Source organism: Microbacterium sp. BH-3-3-3 (assembly GCF_007679045.1).
Lineage (GTDB): Bacteria > Actinomycetota > Actinomycetes > Actinomycetales > Microbacteriaceae > Microbacterium > Microbacterium algihabitans.
Genome location: NZ_VEFS01000001.1, coordinates 366,289 through 382,048 on the forward strand (window position 1 = coordinate 366,289; position 15,760 = coordinate 382,048).

At 70.7% G+C, this 15,760-nt stretch carries 22 protein-coding genes and 1 tRNA gene; 5 read left to right on the forward strand and 18 right to left on the reverse strand.

The annotated features are described in order from the left end of the window. Positions 1 to 2 precede the first annotated feature (2 nt). The 5 genes from FS769_RS01775 to FS769_RS01795 are packed head-to-tail and all read right to left on the reverse strand — an operon-like array spanning position 3 to position 4,514. The gene (locus FS769_RS01775; protein WP_144828609.1) at positions 3 to 1,667 is read right to left on the reverse strand and encodes an arginine--tRNA ligase; all 1,665 of its coding nucleotides are present in this window, start codon (positions 1,665 to 1,667) and stop codon (positions 3 to 5) included. Between the two features lie 48 nt (positions 1,668 to 1,715). Beyond that, positions 1,716 to 2,519, reverse strand: a complete 804-nt coding sequence (locus FS769_RS01780; RefSeq protein ID WP_144828612.1) for a transglutaminase family protein — start codon at positions 2,517 to 2,519, stop codon at positions 1,716 to 1,718. 54 nt (positions 2,520 to 2,573) lie between these two features. Further along, a complete protein-coding gene (locus tag FS769_RS01785; protein WP_144828615.1) occupies positions 2,574 to 3,074 on the reverse strand; it encodes a hypothetical protein in 501 nt (166 codons plus the stop codon). Further along, on the reverse strand, positions 3,071 to 4,228 hold the full coding sequence (locus tag FS769_RS01790; protein ID WP_144828618.1) for a serine/threonine-protein kinase: 1,158 nt from the start codon (positions 4,226 to 4,228) through the stop codon (positions 3,071 to 3,073). The genes FS769_RS01785 and FS769_RS01790 overlap by 4 nt, the downstream gene beginning before the upstream one ends. A 31-nt stretch (positions 4,229 to 4,259) precedes the next feature. Then, positions 4,260 to 4,514 (reverse strand): DUF6458 family protein, encoded by a 255-nt coding sequence (locus FS769_RS01795; RefSeq protein ID WP_144828621.1) that lies wholly within the window; start codon positions 4,512 to 4,514, stop codon positions 4,260 to 4,262. Positions 4,515 to 4,623: 109 nt separating this feature from the next. On the opposite strand from FS769_RS01795, the gene FS769_RS01800 reads away from it, so the two are divergent. Then, complete coding sequence (locus FS769_RS01800) at positions 4,624 to 4,830, forward strand: DUF2188 domain-containing protein (RefSeq protein WP_230704349.1); 207 nt, start codon at positions 4,624 to 4,626, stop codon at positions 4,828 to 4,830. A gap of 53 nt (positions 4,831 to 4,883) precedes the next feature. Here the strand turns inward: FS769_RS01800 and FS769_RS01805 are convergent. The 8 genes from FS769_RS01805 to FS769_RS01830 all read right to left on the reverse strand — a co-directional run bounded on the left by FS769_RS01805 (position 4,884) and on the right by FS769_RS01830 (position 8,938). Continuing rightward, positions 4,884 to 4,956 (reverse strand) — tRNA-Arg (locus FS769_RS01805). 91 nt (positions 4,957 to 5,047) lie between these two features. Further along, positions 5,048 to 5,218, reverse strand: coding sequence for a hypothetical protein (locus FS769_RS16720; RefSeq protein ID WP_186325384.1), 171 nt, complete (start codon positions 5,216 to 5,218; stop codon positions 5,048 to 5,050). Between the two features lie 83 nt (positions 5,219 to 5,301). Then, on the reverse strand, positions 5,302 to 5,751 hold the full coding sequence (locus FS769_RS01810; protein WP_144828624.1) for a hypothetical protein: 450 nt from the start codon (positions 5,749 to 5,751) through the stop codon (positions 5,302 to 5,304). Positions 5,752 to 5,816: 65 nt separating this feature from the next. After that, positions 5,817 to 6,095, reverse strand: a complete 279-nt coding sequence (locus FS769_RS01815; protein ID WP_144828627.1) for a hypothetical protein — start codon at positions 6,093 to 6,095, stop codon at positions 5,817 to 5,819. 172 nt (positions 6,096 to 6,267) lie between these two features. Further along, positions 6,268 to 7,437 (reverse strand): RtcB family protein, encoded by a 1,170-nt coding sequence (locus tag FS769_RS01820; RefSeq protein ID WP_144828629.1) that lies wholly within the window; start codon positions 7,435 to 7,437, stop codon positions 6,268 to 6,270. Between the two features lie 350 nt (positions 7,438 to 7,787). Continuing rightward, positions 7,788 to 8,141, reverse strand: a complete 354-nt coding sequence (locus tag FS769_RS01825; RefSeq protein ID WP_186325385.1) for a hypothetical protein — start codon at positions 8,139 to 8,141, stop codon at positions 7,788 to 7,790. A 69-nt stretch (positions 8,142 to 8,210) separates the two neighbouring features. Continuing rightward, positions 8,211 to 8,348 (reverse strand): hypothetical protein, encoded by a 138-nt coding sequence (locus FS769_RS16725; RefSeq protein WP_186325386.1) that lies wholly within the window; start codon positions 8,346 to 8,348, stop codon positions 8,211 to 8,213. Between the two features lie 38 nt (positions 8,349 to 8,386). Next, positions 8,387 to 8,938 carry a MarR family winged helix-turn-helix transcriptional regulator gene (locus FS769_RS01830; protein ID WP_144828634.1) on the reverse strand — a complete coding sequence of 184 codons (552 nt, stop codon included), beginning with the start codon at positions 8,936 to 8,938 and terminating at the stop codon, positions 8,387 to 8,389. Between the two features lie 115 nt (positions 8,939 to 9,053). Between FS769_RS01830 and FS769_RS01835 the strand changes: the two genes are divergently transcribed. The 3 genes from FS769_RS01835 (at position 9,054) to FS769_RS16730 (ending at position 10,102) form a co-directional block, all read left to right on the forward strand. Then, entirely contained in the window at positions 9,054 to 9,434 is a 381-nt protein-coding gene (locus tag FS769_RS01835) for a hypothetical protein (protein WP_144828637.1), read from the forward strand. Between the two features lies 1 nt (position 9,435). Beyond that, positions 9,436 to 9,771, forward strand: coding sequence for a hypothetical protein (locus FS769_RS01840; protein ID WP_144828640.1), 336 nt, complete (start codon positions 9,436 to 9,438; stop codon positions 9,769 to 9,771). Between the two features lie 190 nt (positions 9,772 to 9,961). Beyond that, complete coding sequence (locus FS769_RS16730) at positions 9,962 to 10,102, forward strand: hypothetical protein (protein WP_186325387.1); 141 nt, start codon at positions 9,962 to 9,964, stop codon at positions 10,100 to 10,102. Between the two features lie 16 nt (positions 10,103 to 10,118). Here FS769_RS16730 and FS769_RS01845 read toward each other — a convergent pair whose 3' ends face one another. The 5 genes from FS769_RS01845 to FS769_RS01865 form a co-directional block, all read right to left on the reverse strand. Further along, positions 10,119 to 11,189, reverse strand: a complete 1,071-nt coding sequence (locus FS769_RS01845) for a spore photoproduct lyase family protein (RefSeq protein WP_144828643.1) — start codon at positions 11,187 to 11,189, stop codon at positions 10,119 to 10,121. A gap of 9 nt (positions 11,190 to 11,198) precedes the next feature. Further along, the gene (locus FS769_RS01850) at positions 11,199 to 12,023 is read right to left on the reverse strand and encodes a DNA-formamidopyrimidine glycosylase family protein (protein ID WP_144828646.1); all 825 of its coding nucleotides are present in this window, start codon (positions 12,021 to 12,023) and stop codon (positions 11,199 to 11,201) included. 2 nt (positions 12,024 to 12,025) lie between these two features. After that, complete coding sequence (locus FS769_RS01855) at positions 12,026 to 13,516, reverse strand: NAD(P)/FAD-dependent oxidoreductase (protein ID WP_144828649.1); 1,491 nt, start codon at positions 13,514 to 13,516, stop codon at positions 12,026 to 12,028. Next, positions 13,513 to 14,016 carry an SRPBCC family protein gene (locus FS769_RS01860; RefSeq protein ID WP_144828652.1) on the reverse strand — a complete coding sequence of 168 codons (504 nt, stop codon included), beginning with the start codon at positions 14,014 to 14,016 and terminating at the stop codon, positions 13,513 to 13,515. Before FS769_RS01860 ends, FS769_RS01855 begins: the two co-directional genes overlap by 4 nt. A gap of 115 nt (positions 14,017 to 14,131) precedes the next feature. Then, entirely contained in the window at positions 14,132 to 15,289 is a 1,158-nt protein-coding gene (locus tag FS769_RS01865) for an ATP-binding protein (RefSeq protein WP_230704343.1), read from the reverse strand. A 129-nt stretch (positions 15,290 to 15,418) separates the two neighbouring features. Here FS769_RS01865 and FS769_RS01870 point away from each other — a divergent pair, with 129 nt between their 5' ends. Then, a complete protein-coding gene (locus FS769_RS01870; protein ID WP_144828657.1) occupies positions 15,419 to 15,730 on the forward strand; it encodes a hypothetical protein in 312 nt (103 codons plus the stop codon). Positions 15,731 to 15,760 lie beyond the last annotated feature (30 nt).

Sequence of the window (15,760 nt, forward strand, 5' to 3'; positions counted from 1 at the left end):
CGTTACATCCGCTCCGGAGCGCTGACGCCGAGCAGGTCGAGGCCGTTGCGCAGCACCTGACCGGTGGCGTCGTTCAGCCACAGGCGCGTGCGGTGCACGGGTTCGACCGGGGCGTCGCCGAGCGGGATGACGCGGCAGTTGTCGTACCAGCGGTGGTAGAGACCCGCGAGCTCCTCGAGGTAGCGCGCGACGCGGTGCGGCTCGCGCACCTCGGCGGCGTAGGCGACGATGCGCGGGTACTCCTGCAGCGCTCCCAGCAGAGCCGATTCGGTCTCGTGGGCGAGGAGCTCGGGGGCGAACTCCGAGCGGTCGACACCCGAATCCGCGGCGTTGCGGGCAACGTTGTGCGTGCGGGCGTGCGCGTACTGCACATAGAAGACGGGGTTGTCGTTCGTGCGCTTCTGCAGGATCTCGGGGTCGAGCGTCAGCGGCGAATCGGCCGGGTAACGCGCGAGCGAGTACCGCAGGGCGTCGGTGCCGAGCCAGGCCTGCAGGTCGTCGAGCTCGACGATGTTCCCCGCTCGCTTCGACAGGCGCGCGCCGTTGATCGACACGAGCTGACCGATGAGCACCTCGATGTCCTTGTCGGGGTCGTCTCCCGCCGCACCCGCGAGGGCCTTGAGGCGGTGGACGTAGCCGTGGTGGTCGGCGCCGAGCAGGTAGATCTTGTGCGCGAAACCGCGGTCGCCCTTGTTGAGGTAGTACGCGGCATCGGCGGCGAAGTAGGTGTACTCGCCGTTCGAGCGCCGGATGACGCGGTTCTTGTCGTCGCCGAAGTCGGTCGTGCGCACCCACACGGCGTCGTCCTCGTCGAAGACGTGCCCCTGCTCGCGCAGGCGGTCGACGGCCTCGTCGACGAGGCTCGGCTGGCCCTCGATCCGCGCGTGCAGGTCGCGCTCCGAGAACCAGACGTCGAAGTGCACGTTGAAGCGCGCGAGCGAGGCCTGGATCTCGCCGAGCTGGAACCCGTAGGCCAGCTCGGTGGCGACGGAGATCTGCTCGGCGCGATCGAGGTCGAGGATGTCGGTGCGGGCGGCCTGCACGCGCTCCGCGAGAGCCGCGATGTACGCTCCGCCGTACCCGTCCTCGGGAGTCGGCTCGCCCGCGATGGCCGCGACGACGGAGCGACCGAAGCGCTCCATCTGGGCGCCGGCGTCGTTGATGTAGAACTCGCGCACCAGGGTCGCGCCGCTGGCCAGCAGCACGCGGGCGATCGCGTCACCCAGGGCCGCCCAGCGGGTGTGGCCGATGTGCAGCGGCCCGGTGGGGTTGGCGCTGACGAACTCGAGGTTGATCGTGTTGCCGCGCTGGGTGTCGTTCGTGCCGAACGCCGCTCCCTGCTCGACGATGAGCTTCGCCAGCGCGCCCGCCGCAGCGGCGTCGAGGCGGATGTTGATGAAGCCGGGGCCGGCCACCTCGACGCTCGCGATGCCGTCGACGGCCTCGAGGCCCGCGGCGATCTCGGCCGCGAACTCGCGCGGGTTCGCCCCGACGACCTTCGACAGCTTCAGGGCGGCGTTGGACGCCCAGTCGCCGTGGTCGCGGTTCTTCGGCCGCTCCAGCGGCAGATCGGCGGCGGTCAGCCCCGCCGACGAGCCCTCGCGTCGCGCCTCGGCGAGCGGAGCGATGACGGCGAGAAGGGCGGCGGAGAGGGCTGCAGGATCCATAACCCTGCAATTCTAGGCGGAGCGGACGACCCGACCCTCCGTTCGCCCTCAGGCGATCTGCACCAGGCCGCGGTGGTCGTCGGGCCCGACGGGGGCCTCGTCTTCGAGCACCGCATCGACGCGCATGCTCTCGAGGCCGACGTACCCGCCGTGATAGCTGAGGAAGGCGCAGTCCGCGGCGTCGCGCCCGGTCGCGATCCGCACCAGCGACCGGCGGTCCGACAGGCGCGTCGCGTCGATGACGTGCCACTGTCCGTCGAGGTACGCCTCGGCGACCGCGTGGAAGTCCATGGGCACCAGGCCCGGCGCGTAGCAGGCGGCGTAGCGGGCGGGAACGTCCATCGCGCGCAGCAGGGCGATCACGAGGTGCGCGTAGTCGCGGCACACGCCTTGACCGCTCGCCAGCGTGGTGACGGCGCTGTCGGTGCCGAGGCTGAGTCCGGGCGAATACGTGACGGTGGATGCCACGAACTCCGACACCGCGTCGATCAGGTCGGCGCCGACCAGTCCGCGGAACTGGCGACGGGCCTGCCCGAAGACCTCATCGGACTGGCAGTACCGACTCGGACGGAGGTAGGCGATGGTGTCGAGCGCGCTCGTCGCCGGCGGCGTGGCTTGCGCGTCGATGACGGCCTCGTACCGGATGCTCAGCGGACCCTGGTCGCCGATCAGCCGGTGCAGACGACTCCCGGCGGCGTCGACGAGCTCGGTGGCCGCCCACGTGAGGTCACCCCTCGAGAAGGTCAGCGTCTCCTCCGAGAGCGGCACGCCGCGCGCAGCGGTGATCTGGAAGATGAGGTCGACGGACGTCCCCAGATCGAGGTCGAGTTCGGCGGTCACGCGGCGCGGCACCGAGCAATCCTCGCACGCGGTGCGCACCGCACGGGCCGCCGCGACGAGCGGGCTTCAGCCCTTCTTGCCCGGACCACCGCCGGGCCCGCCGCCGTCTTTGCCGGGACCCTTGTCTTTGCCGTTGTCCCCGGGCCCGGGCGCCTTGTCGGCGGGGCCGTCGTTCGACGAATCGTCGCCGCCGTCGTCGGTCACCGTGTCCTGCTGATCGTCGGTGCTGGACTCGGTGGTCTGCGAGGGTTCGGGCGTCGGCGTGGGGGTCGACGCCGGAGCCGGGACCAGCGAGGTGAGGTCGGCGCGAACGGTGGCGATGCGCGTGAGGATGGCGTCGGCCTCGTCGGCCGCGATCTCCCCCGCGTCGCGGCGCGCGGTGACCTCGGCCTCGAGGGCGTCGAGGCTCGTCAGGGCCGTCGAGTAGTCGCCCGTCGAGGCCTGCTCGGCGACCGTCTGCACGCTCTGCTGCCACGCGGTCGGCGTCGCGGCGGGCGGGGTGCAGCCCGCGAGCACGAACACCGCCGCGACGGTCACGACGACCGCGGGAAGTCCGTGTCCCCTCACGGGGCCACCTCGTCGTAGAGGTCGTTCATGTGCTGGTCGAGGGGCTGCGGCAGCGTCGGCAGAGCGGGTTCGCTCGCGGCGCCCGTGTTGGTCATCGCGACGGCGGCGGTGATTCCCCCCGCGACCAGGACGGCGGCGACGACCGCGCCGATGATCATCGTGCGCCGCGACGGACGCCGGTCCGACCGCGGCTCCGTCGCCCGACCCGCATCGCGAGGCGCCGGTTCGAAGATGCGCGTCGGCGCGGTCGACCCGGGCAGGGTCCGCGTCTGCGCGGCGGCCTCCGCCGAAGCAGGCGGCACCGCCACATCGGACAGGGTGCGCAGGGCGACGATGAGGCCCGTGGCATCCGGTCTCTCGCTCGCTTCGATCGCCGTCATGCGCTCGAGCACCTCGCGCCACGCATGCGGGAGGTTCGCGGGAAGGTCGGGGGCCGAGACCAGTCGGGCCGCGAGCGCCTCGTGCGGCGTGCGCGAGCCGAACGGACGCTTCCCCGTGAGCGCCTCGAGCAACACCAGGCCCAGCGAGTACACGTCGCTCGCGGGGGCGGCGGGCATGCCCCGCGCCTGCTCGGGGCTGAGGTAGGCGGCGGTGCCGATGACGGTGTCGGCCTTGGTCATGCGCGTCGCACCGACCAGGGAGGCGATGCCGAAGTCGGCGAGGGTGGCCCGGGGCATCGCGCCCGTGTGCGCGGCGGGGCGGATGAGGATGTTCGACGGCTTCACGTCGCGGTGGACGATGCCGCGGCCGTGGATGACCGCGAACGCCTCGGCGATCTCGCGCCCGATGCGCGCGACCTCCGGGCCGGGGAGTGGTCCGCGCTCGATACGCTCCGCGAGGGTCGGGCCCGCGATGAGCTCCATCGCGAGGTACGCCGGAGTCGCGTCGAGCTTGGCGTCGTAGAGGGTGACGAGCGAGGGGTGCGAGAGAGAGGCCAACAGCCGGATCTCGGACCGCACCCGCGCCACGTCGGAAGGGTCGGCACCGTCGCCGTCGATGACCTTCAGCGCGAGCGTGCGCTCGAGCGCGGTGTCGACCGCCTCGTACACGCACGCGTAACCGCCCCGGCCGAGGGTACGGCCGAGACGGTAGCGACCGTCGAACAGATCGTCGACGGCAGGGTCGTAGGCGACGGTGGGTGTCGGTTCGCTCATGGGTGTCCTCCGGGGCGGCGGCCCCGCCGCGTCACACGAGGGGGTCGTTGTCGGAGCGCGTGGTCGACCGGGTGACCTGCGCGCCCCCGACGCCTTCGGTGCGGGTGACCGTGTCGGTCTGACGGCGACGGACGAGCATGACCACACCGATGAGGAAGACGACGACGCCCGCACCCATCATGATGTAGCCGATCGTGGTCAGATCGACGAACTGGTTGGGCAGATCCACCGCGAACGCGAGGATGGCGCCGATGACGAACAGCGCGATGCCGGCTCCGATGCTCATGATGAACCCCTTTCGAAGGTGCCCCCAGCATGGCAAGGACGGGGCGGATGCAGTATGCGCTTGACAACGGCTGTCAAGAGCGGTGCGGCTCCCGGCACGGGGGTGTGACATGGACGCCATGAGCCAGAACGACGTGACCACCCGATCCAACCGCGGCCAGTGGGAGAACTCCGTGGAGGGACGCCCCGAACTCTCGGCGAGCTTCTCGAGCCGGGAGGAGGCGGTCGATCAGGGTCGCGCCGTCGCCGACGAACTCGGTTCGCAGCACGTCGTCGAAGACGCCGAGCCGACCGGAGCCGTCACCGACGAGGACTGACCGCCCGGAGGACGACGAAGGCCGCGATCGATGCGATCGCGGCCTTTTCTCGGTGCCCCCGACAGGAATCGAACCTGCGACCTTTGGTACCGGAAACCAACGCTCTATCCCCTGAGCTACGGAGGCGGACCGGTCAAGGCTATCACCGCGCCCGGCGCCACCCCGACGCGGATCGGTGCCGCGGGGCGTGCGATCGCACCACCCCGCGGCATCCGGATCACTCGTCGCCGATGACGCCGATGCCGGTGGCCTGGTGGTCGGCGTTGGGGTCGTCCTTCGACGGCGCCTTGGCCTCTTCGTCGACGTCGTTCTCCTGGCTGGGCTTGACCGTGTCGTCGTCGCCGAGGTCGGCGGCGTCGTCGGGGGTGGAGTTCTGCTGGTCGCTCATGCGGGTCCCTTCGTCGCGTGGACCCCCAGCCTCGCAACCGCGACCCGGCGGAGGCACCGGCTTGACCGCGACCGCCGCCGGCTCTATCGGCCGAAGAGTCCCCGCACGCGTCGACCGATGGCCTGCGTGAGGATGACCTGCCGGCCGTTCACGTCGACCGTGAGCGTGGAGCCGGCCAGGCCCCGGCCGCGCACCGGCTCGGCGTCACCGCGCACGTAGGCCTCGGCGACGTCGACGTACACCGCGAGCAACTGCGCGCTCTGGTCCTTCGACGAGTTCGCATCGACGATCTGCACGCGATGGCCGGTGTCGGTCTCGACCGAGAACCAGCGCGACCCGGGGGTCGACACCAGCGCCCACCTGTCACCGCGGGCGAACCGCGCCCACGCGGCGCCGTCGCGCAGCTCGGTCGTCACCGCCAGATCGGCCTGCGCGAGCGCGAGCACCTCGAGCATGGCCAGCGCCTCGGCGGCAGTGACGTAGTCGCCGCGGTCGGCGCTCAGCCCACCCCACTCGAACCGGCGTTCGCTCATGCCGTCGCCTCCTCGCCGCACGCTCTCGACAGAGCGTAACCCCGCTCGAGACGGCCGGCGTCGACTCAGGCGGGCCGCAGGCTGTCGTCGGGGTGCAGGCTGCGCAACGGCACGGAGCCGTCGACGATCGCCTGCAGAGCTCGCGGACTGACCTCGAGCTCGGCCGAGATGGTCTCGATCGCGGCTCCCGACGACACGGCTTCGCGCAGGGCCGTCTCGGCCTCGCGGGACGCGGCGTCGACCTCCCCCGCCGAGCTGAGGACGAACGCCGACAGGCGTTCCCTCGCGAGACGGATCCACGCGCGCTGTCGTTCTCGCCGGTCGGCGACCTGCTGTGGTGACACGGACTCAGGTGACATGGTTCGCACTCCAGGGGGGAAGTGACGGCCCGCGCGGCTTCGCGAGCTCCCTTCCATGCTCATCGACCGAGGACGCTCCCGCATCCTCCGGAAGAACGACATTCGGAGGATCGCAGACGGATGCCACGGGCGCTCGCTCGCGCCCGTGGCATCCGGTTCAGTCGCCCTTCACGTTGACGATCTGCCGCAGCACGTGTCGCACGCTCACCAGGTCGGCGGCGTCGGCCATGACCCGGTCGATCGGCTTGTAGGCCTGCGGGATCTCGTCGAGGAAGGCGTCGGTGTCGCGGTACTCGATGCCGCGCATCGCCTCACGCAGCTGCTCGTGCGTGAAGGTCTTTCGCGCGGCCGACCGGGAGTACTCCCGGCCCGCCCCGTGCGGCGACGAGTTGAGCGACACCGGGTCGCCCCTCCCCTCCACCACGTACGACGCGGTGCCCATCGACCCCGGGATCAGGCCCGGCCGACCTTCGTCGGCCATGATCGCGCCCTTGCGCGAGACCCACACCCGCTTGCCGAAGTGCATCTCGGACTCGGTGAAGTTGTGGTGGCAGTTGATCCGCTCGCGCTCTTCGACAGGGGTGTCGAGGAACCGACCGAGCTGGTTCGCGACGCGGTCCATCATCTCTTCGCGGTTGAGCAGCGCGAAGTGCTGGGCCCACCGCAGTTCGCGGATGTACCGCGAGAACTCCGGCGTGCCCTCGACCAGGTACGCGAGGTCGGGATGCGGCAGCTCGATCCACCACTGCCTCGCCAGGCGCTGCGCGACACCGATGTGGTGCTTCGCGATGCGGTTGCCGATGCCCCGCGACCCGGAGTGCAGGAACATCCACACGTCGTCGTTCTCGTCGAGCGAGATCTCGATGAAGTGGTTGCCGCTGCCGAGCGACCCCAGCTGGTGACGCCAGTGCCCCGCGTACGACGCCGGATCGAACTCGGCCTTCTCGGCGCGGTCTTCGAGCTCGGCGATGCGCGGTTCGGCGGTCGCGACGATCTTGCGGTTGTCGCGGCCGGCCGACAGCGGGATGGCGCGCTCGATCTGCTGACGCAGCTCGGACAGGTCGCGTCCGTCGAGGTCGGCGGCGGTGAACTGCGTCTTGACGGCGATCATGCCGCAGCCGATGTCGACGCCGACGGCGGCCGGCATGATCGCCCCGAGCGTGGGGATGACCGAGCCGACCGTCGCGCCGAGGCCGAGGTGGGCGTCGGGCATGAGGGCGATGTGGGGGTGGATGAACGGCATCCGCGACGAGGTGCGGGCCTGTTCGACGGTCTTGTCGTCGATCAGGCTCGCCCACGACACGAGTCGTTCGGTGAGCTTCTGCATGGTTCCTTTCCTTCGTGCGTTGACGTCGTGCGGGTGTCCCGTAGACGTCGCGGGAGCGGCCTCGGATCGAGACGCCTCCCCCACGAGGGAAAGAGAAAAGCCCCGACCTGACGGTGCGGGGCGTGAGCAAATGAGCTTCAGACGACCGGCGCCGGAGGGTACGACGAGAGAGGGAACGACTTGTTCGTTCCCTGCTGCTCCTGACGCAGATCGCGCATGGCGGTCATCGTCTCGTCCTCTCGGCCTTCCGTGCCGGCGGCACGGACTTGCGAACATAACGGATGCCTCCGCGGCGGGCAAGCATCGATTCGTTGCTCACCCGCGCGGCGGCGGAATCACCCGGTGCGTTCTCAGGCCTGCGTGGGCTGATCGAAGTCCCAGTCGATGGGCTCGTCGTCGGCGTGAGGATCGGGGTCGACGGCGCGCAGGTGCGGTCGGGGGAACAGCCGGTGCTCCTTCAGCTCCTTCGCGGCGTGCGAGAAGTCGGGCTGCTCGTCATCCCACTCGAGGGGTGCCGACAAGACGTCGTTGCCGACGCCGATCACGAGCTCAGCCTGTGCGACTTTCTTGTCGTCGGTCACGATCGGAATGCTCACGGCCTCGGCCTGGCCCTCCTTGGCGACCGCCGCGGTCAGCTCGACCAGTGACGCCGCGACGTCGTCGGTGGTGATCACGGTCTCGCCGGCATAAGTCACGCATCGCATGCTGCAACACTGCGGCCTCGCGCCCCGCACCGCCGGTGGGTTGCCTCGCGACTCCCCGTGCAGTACGGCTCAGTCGCGACGCTGCGTCGTGCGGAACATGGCCTCGTCGAGCTCGAACCACACCGCCCGCACGGTGTCGAACTCGCCGAAGGGTGCGGGCTGCGGGTCACTGAGGGAGAGGCGGTAACCGCGGGGCAGATCATCCACGTGCTGTCCGTCGCGCGGGCCGCCGACGAGCACATAGATCACGGCGAATCGACCGCCGGGGTCTCGACCGCGACGCCGTCGACGGCGTCGCTCATGCGCTGCAGGAACGCCACGACCGCTGCGGACTCGTCGGGCGTCATGTCGATGACGGCGGCGAGCATGCGGTCGTGCATGTTGCCGAGCGTCTGTCGCACCTCGGCGTGAGCGCGCGGGGTGGCCTGGATGAAGATGCTGCGGCGGTCGTCGGGGTTGTTCGACCGCGTGATGTGACCCGACCGCTCGAGACGGTCGAGGATCGCCGTGGTCGATGCCGTGGAGAGACCGAGATACCTCGTCAGCTCCCCCGGCCGCACCCGCCGCGTGGAGTCGCGAAGCAGGTAGCGCAGCACGAGCAGTTCGTTCTCGCCCATCGACATGGAGTCGCGGGTACGACGACGCATCGCCACCTCGGCGGCGCGATAGATGCGCAAAGCCTCGAGCACCGCCTTGCTGCGGTGTCGTCGATCGCTCGGCTCGTCTCCGTACCAGTAGGTGACCTCGTCGGTTCCCGTGGGCGTGAGTCCGCGGGACGTGGTTTCGACGTCTGTCATGACACACTCCTCCCCGCTCTTCCCGGAACTGTACACCCGAAATAATAGTTAGACAAACTAGTTACTAATCGAGTATGTTCTAAACACAGCTAATCGCTTCCGAAGGGAGTTCCCCATGGGCCACCTGTACTACGGCACCGCAACCGAGTCGATCCAGATCCCGGACCGCCTGCTGTCCCACCTCAAGGTCGTCGTCACGACCAAGCTCCGCCGCAGCGAGAGCTTCACCCTCAGCTGGACGCACGTCGACGGCACCCCCGGCCGCTCCACCCTCTGGCTCCAGCCGGCGATCCCGATGCGCTTCGTCTTCGACAGCGCCGAGCCGGAGACCCTCAACGCCACCGTGCTGAAGAACATGGCCGACATGGCCAACTCCTCCGCCGGCCTGGTGGTCGACCTCCGCGTCGACATCCCCACCAGCGAGGCGTCGCCTCGTGTCAACCCCACGCGAACGACGGCGCCTGCGCGTCGCCGCTCGCTGTCTGTGGCGGCCTGAGATGACCACGGCATCCATCCCCTCCACCCTCGGCGCCGCTCGCGTGCTCTGGGCCAACGTTGACACCGGATTCTGGGTCGCCCACCGCGGCGGCGAGTACTTCGGTTGCGTCGACGCCGTTTCGGGCGGGTATGTCTCGCGCGACGCGCACGGCATTCCGATCGGGCGCTACGACGCCCTGAGCGCCGCGAAGGCTTCGCTGCGCACCACCTCCCACCCCGCGAACACCGCCCGTCGACACCGCTTCGAGCGTGCGAGCGTGTTGACGGCGACCGCGGTCGGCGGCACCGCCCTGGCTTTCGCCCTGACCGCCGGCGCCCTCGCGCCGCTGCTGTGATCGCGATGGGCGATATGGACCTGCGCGACGACGCCGACGACTTCGAGGAGGCGGCGACCGCCGACTTCCGCGAGCGCTACGGCGTCACCCCGCTCTGACCCCCGACGTGTCCGAAGAGGCGCGTCGACCCCCTTGTCACCCGGGCGCCCGCGTGCGAGCGTCGCCGATACGTCGAACGCGAGGAGAAGCGATGACCACCCACGACAAGAGCACGCCCGACCATGATTCCGCCGGCGCGGGCAGCGAATCGCCCGAAGAGGGCGCGGCCGCCCAGCACGACGCCGACGAAGCGGCGACGACCGAGGGCTCGCCCGCCGGCGACATCAGCTGACCGCCGCAACGCGTCGTCAGAAGGCGTAGCGCACCCGGCAGTACGGCAGCTTGCGCGCCACCAGCTCCGTCAGCGCGGCGACGCTCTGCGCCTTCAGCGGGTGGCGATAACGCACGTTCGTCGCGCCGTTCTGCGACACCTTCTCTTCTTGGACCTCGGGCGTCCACAGCAGGTCTTCGCCCTTCGGGTGCCACCCGAGGTTGACCTCGTGAAGCGCCTCGTTGTGCGTGAGGAAGATGATCTCGCACGCGAGTTGCGCCTTGGCGCGCGCGTGCAGCGCCGCGTCGAGCTCGTCGAACAGTTGCTCCCAGTCGGCGAGCCAGGTGGGCGTGAGGATGACGGGCGAGAAGTTGACGTGCACCTCGAAGCCCGCGTCGACGAAGTCGTTGATCGCGGCGATGCGCTCCGACATCGGCGTGGTCCGCAGGTCGGTGACGCGGGCCGTGCCGGCCGGCATGAGCGAGAACCGCACGCGGGTGCGACCCGCGGGATCCCACGCGAGAAGATCGCGATTGACGAACTTCGTCGCAAACGACACCTTCGCCGTCGGCATCATGCGGAACAGGTCGCACACGTCGCGGACGTTCTCGCTGATCATCGCGTCGACCGAGCAATCGCCGTTCTCGCCGATGTCGTACACCCACGCGTCGGGGTCGCACTGGTTCGGCTCGGTCTTGGCCCCGCGCGCCGCCACATGGCGCGCGAGGTGGCGCGAGATCTGCTCGACGTTGGCGAACACCGTGATGGGGTTGCTGTAGCCCTTGCGTCGCGGAACGTAGCAATAGCTGCAGGCCATCGCGCACCCGTTCGAGAGCGACGGCGCGATGAAGTCCGCCGAGCGGCCGTTCACCCGCGTGACGACGCTCTTCTTGACCCCGAGCACGAGCGCCTCGGTCTTGATGCGCACCCACCGGGCGACGTTGGTCTCGTCGCCGTGCACCTCGGGGATCTGCCAGTGCGAGGTGATCGGCACGATGTCGGCCTCGGGCCAGCGTGCCACGATCTCGCGCCCGCGTTCGAGCTCGAGAGCGGCGTCTTCGGCGTAGATGCGGGTGACCCGCAACAGGTTCTCGCGTTCGACGGCCATGGTTCCGTTCTACCCGGAACCTCCGACATCGGGCCCCTCGGGCATCGGCTGGCACCGCGGACACCACCACGTGCGACGCTGCTCGGGATCGTTCGCCACCTCATCGCGCACGCGCACGCGCGTGCCGCAGCGCAGGCAGGGCCGCCCGGCTCGACCGGCCACCCAGTGCGACGCTCCCTTGCGCGCGTTCCCCGTGGTCACCTGATACATCCCGGGCACCGTCGCCGAGACGCGCAGGCACCGCGCCGCCAGCTCCACGAGCGCGTCGAGGTCGGTCGCCCCGATGGGTGCGAAGGGGTGGATGCCGCGGAGGAAGGCGAGCTCGTTCACCCACAGGTTGCCGAGGCCGGCGATCAGCGACTGGTCGAGCAGCGCCGCGACGAAGGGCCGCGAGGGGTGCACCGAGAGGCGCCGCACGGCTTCGGCGGCGTCCCAGTCGTCGCGCAGCGGATCCGGGCCGAGGAAGCCGACGACGTCGACCTCGCGGGCCGTGGGCACGAGGTCGACCACGGGGAGATCGAGGCCCCACACCTCGCGCCCGTCGTCGAGGCGGAACCGCACGCGCGCCTTCTCGCGCACGGCGGTCGGCAGCGCCCGGCCCGCGCGGGTGATCGTCCAGCTCCCCTGCATCCGCAGGTGGGTGTGCAGCGTCGACCCGTCGTCGAACCGCGTCAGCAGGTGCTTCCCGTGGGTGTCGTGGCTCCGGATGCCGAGACCCGCCAGGCTCCTGCCCGCAGCGTTGCCCGAGCGGAGCTCGCCGTCGGCGATGCGCACTCCCCGGGTGGCGGCGTCGAGTCGTCGCCGCAGCCGGAAGACGCTGTCGCCCTCGGGCACGGCTACGACGCCGAGGAGGCCGCCGCGTGCAGCTGGTCGTCGCGGGGAGCGAGGTCGGGTCGCAGGCGCGTGCCGAACTCGTGGCGCAGAGCGCTCAACGCCGCGTGCCATCCGGCCAGACCGTGAACGCCGGGCCCGGGACTGGTCGACGACGAGCACAGGTAGACGCCCTTCATCGGGGTACGCCACGGGTCGGGGCTGTAGACGGGACGCCCGAGCAACTGCGTGAGGTTCGGAGCGCCGGCCGAGATGTCACCGCCGGGGAAGTTGGGGTTCCACGCCTGGATGTCGGTCGCGGTGCGCGACGAAGACGCCAGCACCGTGTCGCGGAAGCCGGGGGCGAAGCGCTCGATCTGGCGAACGACCGCCTCTTCCCGATCGGCCGGGCTGCCCGACGGCACGTGCGTGTAGGCCCAGAGCACGTGCTTGCCCTCCGGCGCCCGGGTGGAGTCGAACAGCGTGGGCTGGGCAGCCAGCACGTAGGGCGCGTCGGGCAGTGCGCCGCGGGCGACGGCGTTCTCGGCCGCCGCGATCTCGGCGCGCGTGCCGCCGATGTGGATCGTCCCCGCGCGGGCGACGTCGGGGTGGGCCCACGGCACCGGATCCGAGAGGGCGAAGTCGACCTTGGCCACGCCGCCGCCGTAGCGGAAGCGCTCCAACTGACGGCGGTACAGCTCCGGCATCCGCTCCCCCGCCATCGTCACCAGTGCACGCGGAGTGGTGTCGAGCAGCACCGCGCGCGAGGGCGGGAGTTCGTCGAGCGCGGTGACCTCGACACCGGCGTGCAGCACTCCGCCGTGCGCGCGGATGTCGGCGATCATGGCATCCGCGATCGACTGACTGCCACCCACGGGGATCGGCCAGCCGCGTCCGTGCCCGTACGTCGCGAGCACCAGGCCGGCCCCACCCGCGGCGAGACTCGGCTGGTGCAGGATCGTGTGCGCCGAGACGCCGGTGATCATGCTGGGCACGACGTCGTCGCGGAACCTCGCGTTCCACCACGGACCGCCCTGCTCGAGCGCGCGCAGGCCGAAGAACACGGCCGCGAGAGGATCGCCCGGAATGCGCAGCAGCGCATTGCCCGTGAAGTCGGCGACCCCGCGGAGGTGCTCGACCAGAGGGCGCATGAGGCGTTCGTACGCGGGGCCGTCGACGCCCAGCCCGTCGGCCGCGCGGGCCAGGTCGCGGTAGGCGAGGCCTGCGCGCCCGCCGTCGAGCGGGTGCGCGTACGACACCTCGGGCACGATTAGGGGCACGCGGCGCTCGAGTCCGAACTCGCGGAAGAACCACGACTCCAGGGCCAGCGGGTGCACCGCCGAGCCGACGTCGTGGCGGAATCCGGGGAGGGTGAGCTCGGCCGTGGAGGCCGCTCCCCCGAAGGTCTCGGCCCGCTCGTACACGGCGACCGACAGGCCCGCCCGGGCGAGGGTGACCGCCGCAGCCAACCCGTTGGGGCCCGACCCGACGATGACGGCGTCGTAACTCTCGCTCATCGCTGGATCGGCTCCCTCTCGGCGGTGGATGCGAAGCCCGCCGCCGCAGAGCCGCCCGAGGTTTCGGGCGCCCCGCCCTCGGCGAGGTAGGCGAGCCGGTGCAGCGTCTCGGCGTTGCGGTAGCGCGTGATCGCGTCGAACACGGTGTCGGGCAGAAGTTTCGTCGGGCCGGTCACCGGCTCCTCCTGGATGCGGACGACGCACGCGTCACCCCGTGCCCTCACGTCGATCGCGACGCGGGCGATGCCGATCGGTCCGCCGTGCGGCTCGAGGACCGCGCGGCGCGGCGGGTCCCACTCGCGCATCACCGTCGTGTCGTTCACCACGAGGGGCCATGACCCGAACGAGTGATGCAGGGTCGCCCCTTCGGCGGGCCACTGCTCCGAGACGTCGCGCATGCGAGAGGTGCCGACCACCCACAGCGGGTACAGCCAGCCGTTCGCCAAGACGCGGAACACGTCGTCGGGCGTGCAGCGCAGGAGGCGCACATTGCGGGCCATGGGTCGCTCCTCCTCGTCGGCGGGGGCGGGCTCGCGCCCGGCACGGCCTACGCTACGGCTCCGTCCGCACTCGTGGCACGGAGGTTGCGCCCCGGCGCGTCGCGGGATAACGGACTCAGGCGGCAGCGGGCAGCACGAACCACGCGCGCGTGCCACCGGCGGGAGACTCGTCGAGGCCGATCGAGCCGCGATGCGCCTCGACGATGCGCCGGCACGTCGCCAGACCGATGCCGATGCCCTGCACCTCGGCCCCGTGACCGCGCTGCATCGGTTCGAACACCCGCTCGCGCTGGTCTTCGGAGACCGCGTCGCCGTTGTCGTCGACGTTCACGCGCCAGCCGTCGGGAAGGGTCTCGACGCTGATCACGATGCGCGGGACCCGGTCGGCGGCGACGGTGAACTTCACGGCATTGGCGATGAGGTTCTGCAGCAGCACGCGCAGCAGGGTGTCGTCGGCGCGGACCTGGGTCGACGTGTCGACCGTCACCTCGGCCCCGGCGCTCACGACGACGCCGTCGAGGTCTTCGAGCACGGCGTCGACCGTCTCGGCGACGTCGACCTGGGTGATGTGCGGTCGCGCCCCGCCCATCCGCGCGAAGTCGAGGAGGTCGGTGACCATCGACGTCATGCGGCCGGCGGCGGCCTCCGCGCGCGCGAGCGACTGCGCCGCGCGCGGGGCGTCGACCATCTCGGGGCTGTCGGCGGCGAGCTCGAGGAAGCCGGCCAGGGCCGTCAGCGGGTTGCGCAGGTCGTGACTGATCTGCACCGCGAAGTGCTCGAGCTGCTCGTTCGACTCGATGAGATCGCGCTGCGCCCGCCGCAGTTCGAGCACGTCGATCACCTGGTGGGCGAGCAGATCGAGGGCCCGACTACTGGCATCCGACAGCTCTCCGACCTCGGTGTCGAAGACGCACAGCGTGCCGATGGCCACCCCGGCCGGAGTGATGAGCGGGCTCGAGGCGTAGAAGCGCGTGAACGCGATCTCGCCGGTGACGAAGGCGTTCTGGGCGAAGCGGGCATCGAGTCGGGCATCGGGGACGACAACGCGACCGGGGGTGCTGATGACGGCCGCGCACATCGAGTCTTCCCGCGCGCACGACGCGGCCTGGATGCCGACGGCCGCGACCTGGTGCTGCATGCGGTCGTCGATGATGTTGATGACCGCCGTCGGCACTCCGCACACGGTGGCGGCGAGCTCGACGAGACCCTGCAGGTCGGGTTCGGAGGGTTCGCCGACGAGGCGGTACTGCGCGATCGCCTCACGCCTGCTCACATCGTGTGCTGTGGACACGTCGTTCCCCCGATCTGGTTCCCGGGAAAGCCTACTGGTCGGCGGTTACACCGCGGCCGTCCGAAGCGAAAGGGGCTCGCGCCATCGTCTCGCAGCGCCGAGAGTCGGGGCATGAGCACTCCGTCCTTCCCCCAGACCCCGTCCGAGCCCACACCGCCGAACCCGTCGGAGCCGCTCGCCCCGACGCCGACGGAACCGACCGTCCCTTCCCCGGCCGAGCCGAATCCGGCACCGAGCGCGGGGACGTCGTCACCGGATGCCGTGGCCTCGGCGGGCCGCGACGGCGGAGCAACCGATGACTCCGAACCCGGCGCTTTCGCCACCGACGACGCCGAAGCCGTGGGATCGGCCGAGATGGACGCCGACAACGCCGTGGAGCAGGACACGATCGACGCGGTGGACCCGGGCGGGCGCCCCGACTGACCGACCGACGACGTGGAAAAGGGCGGTGCC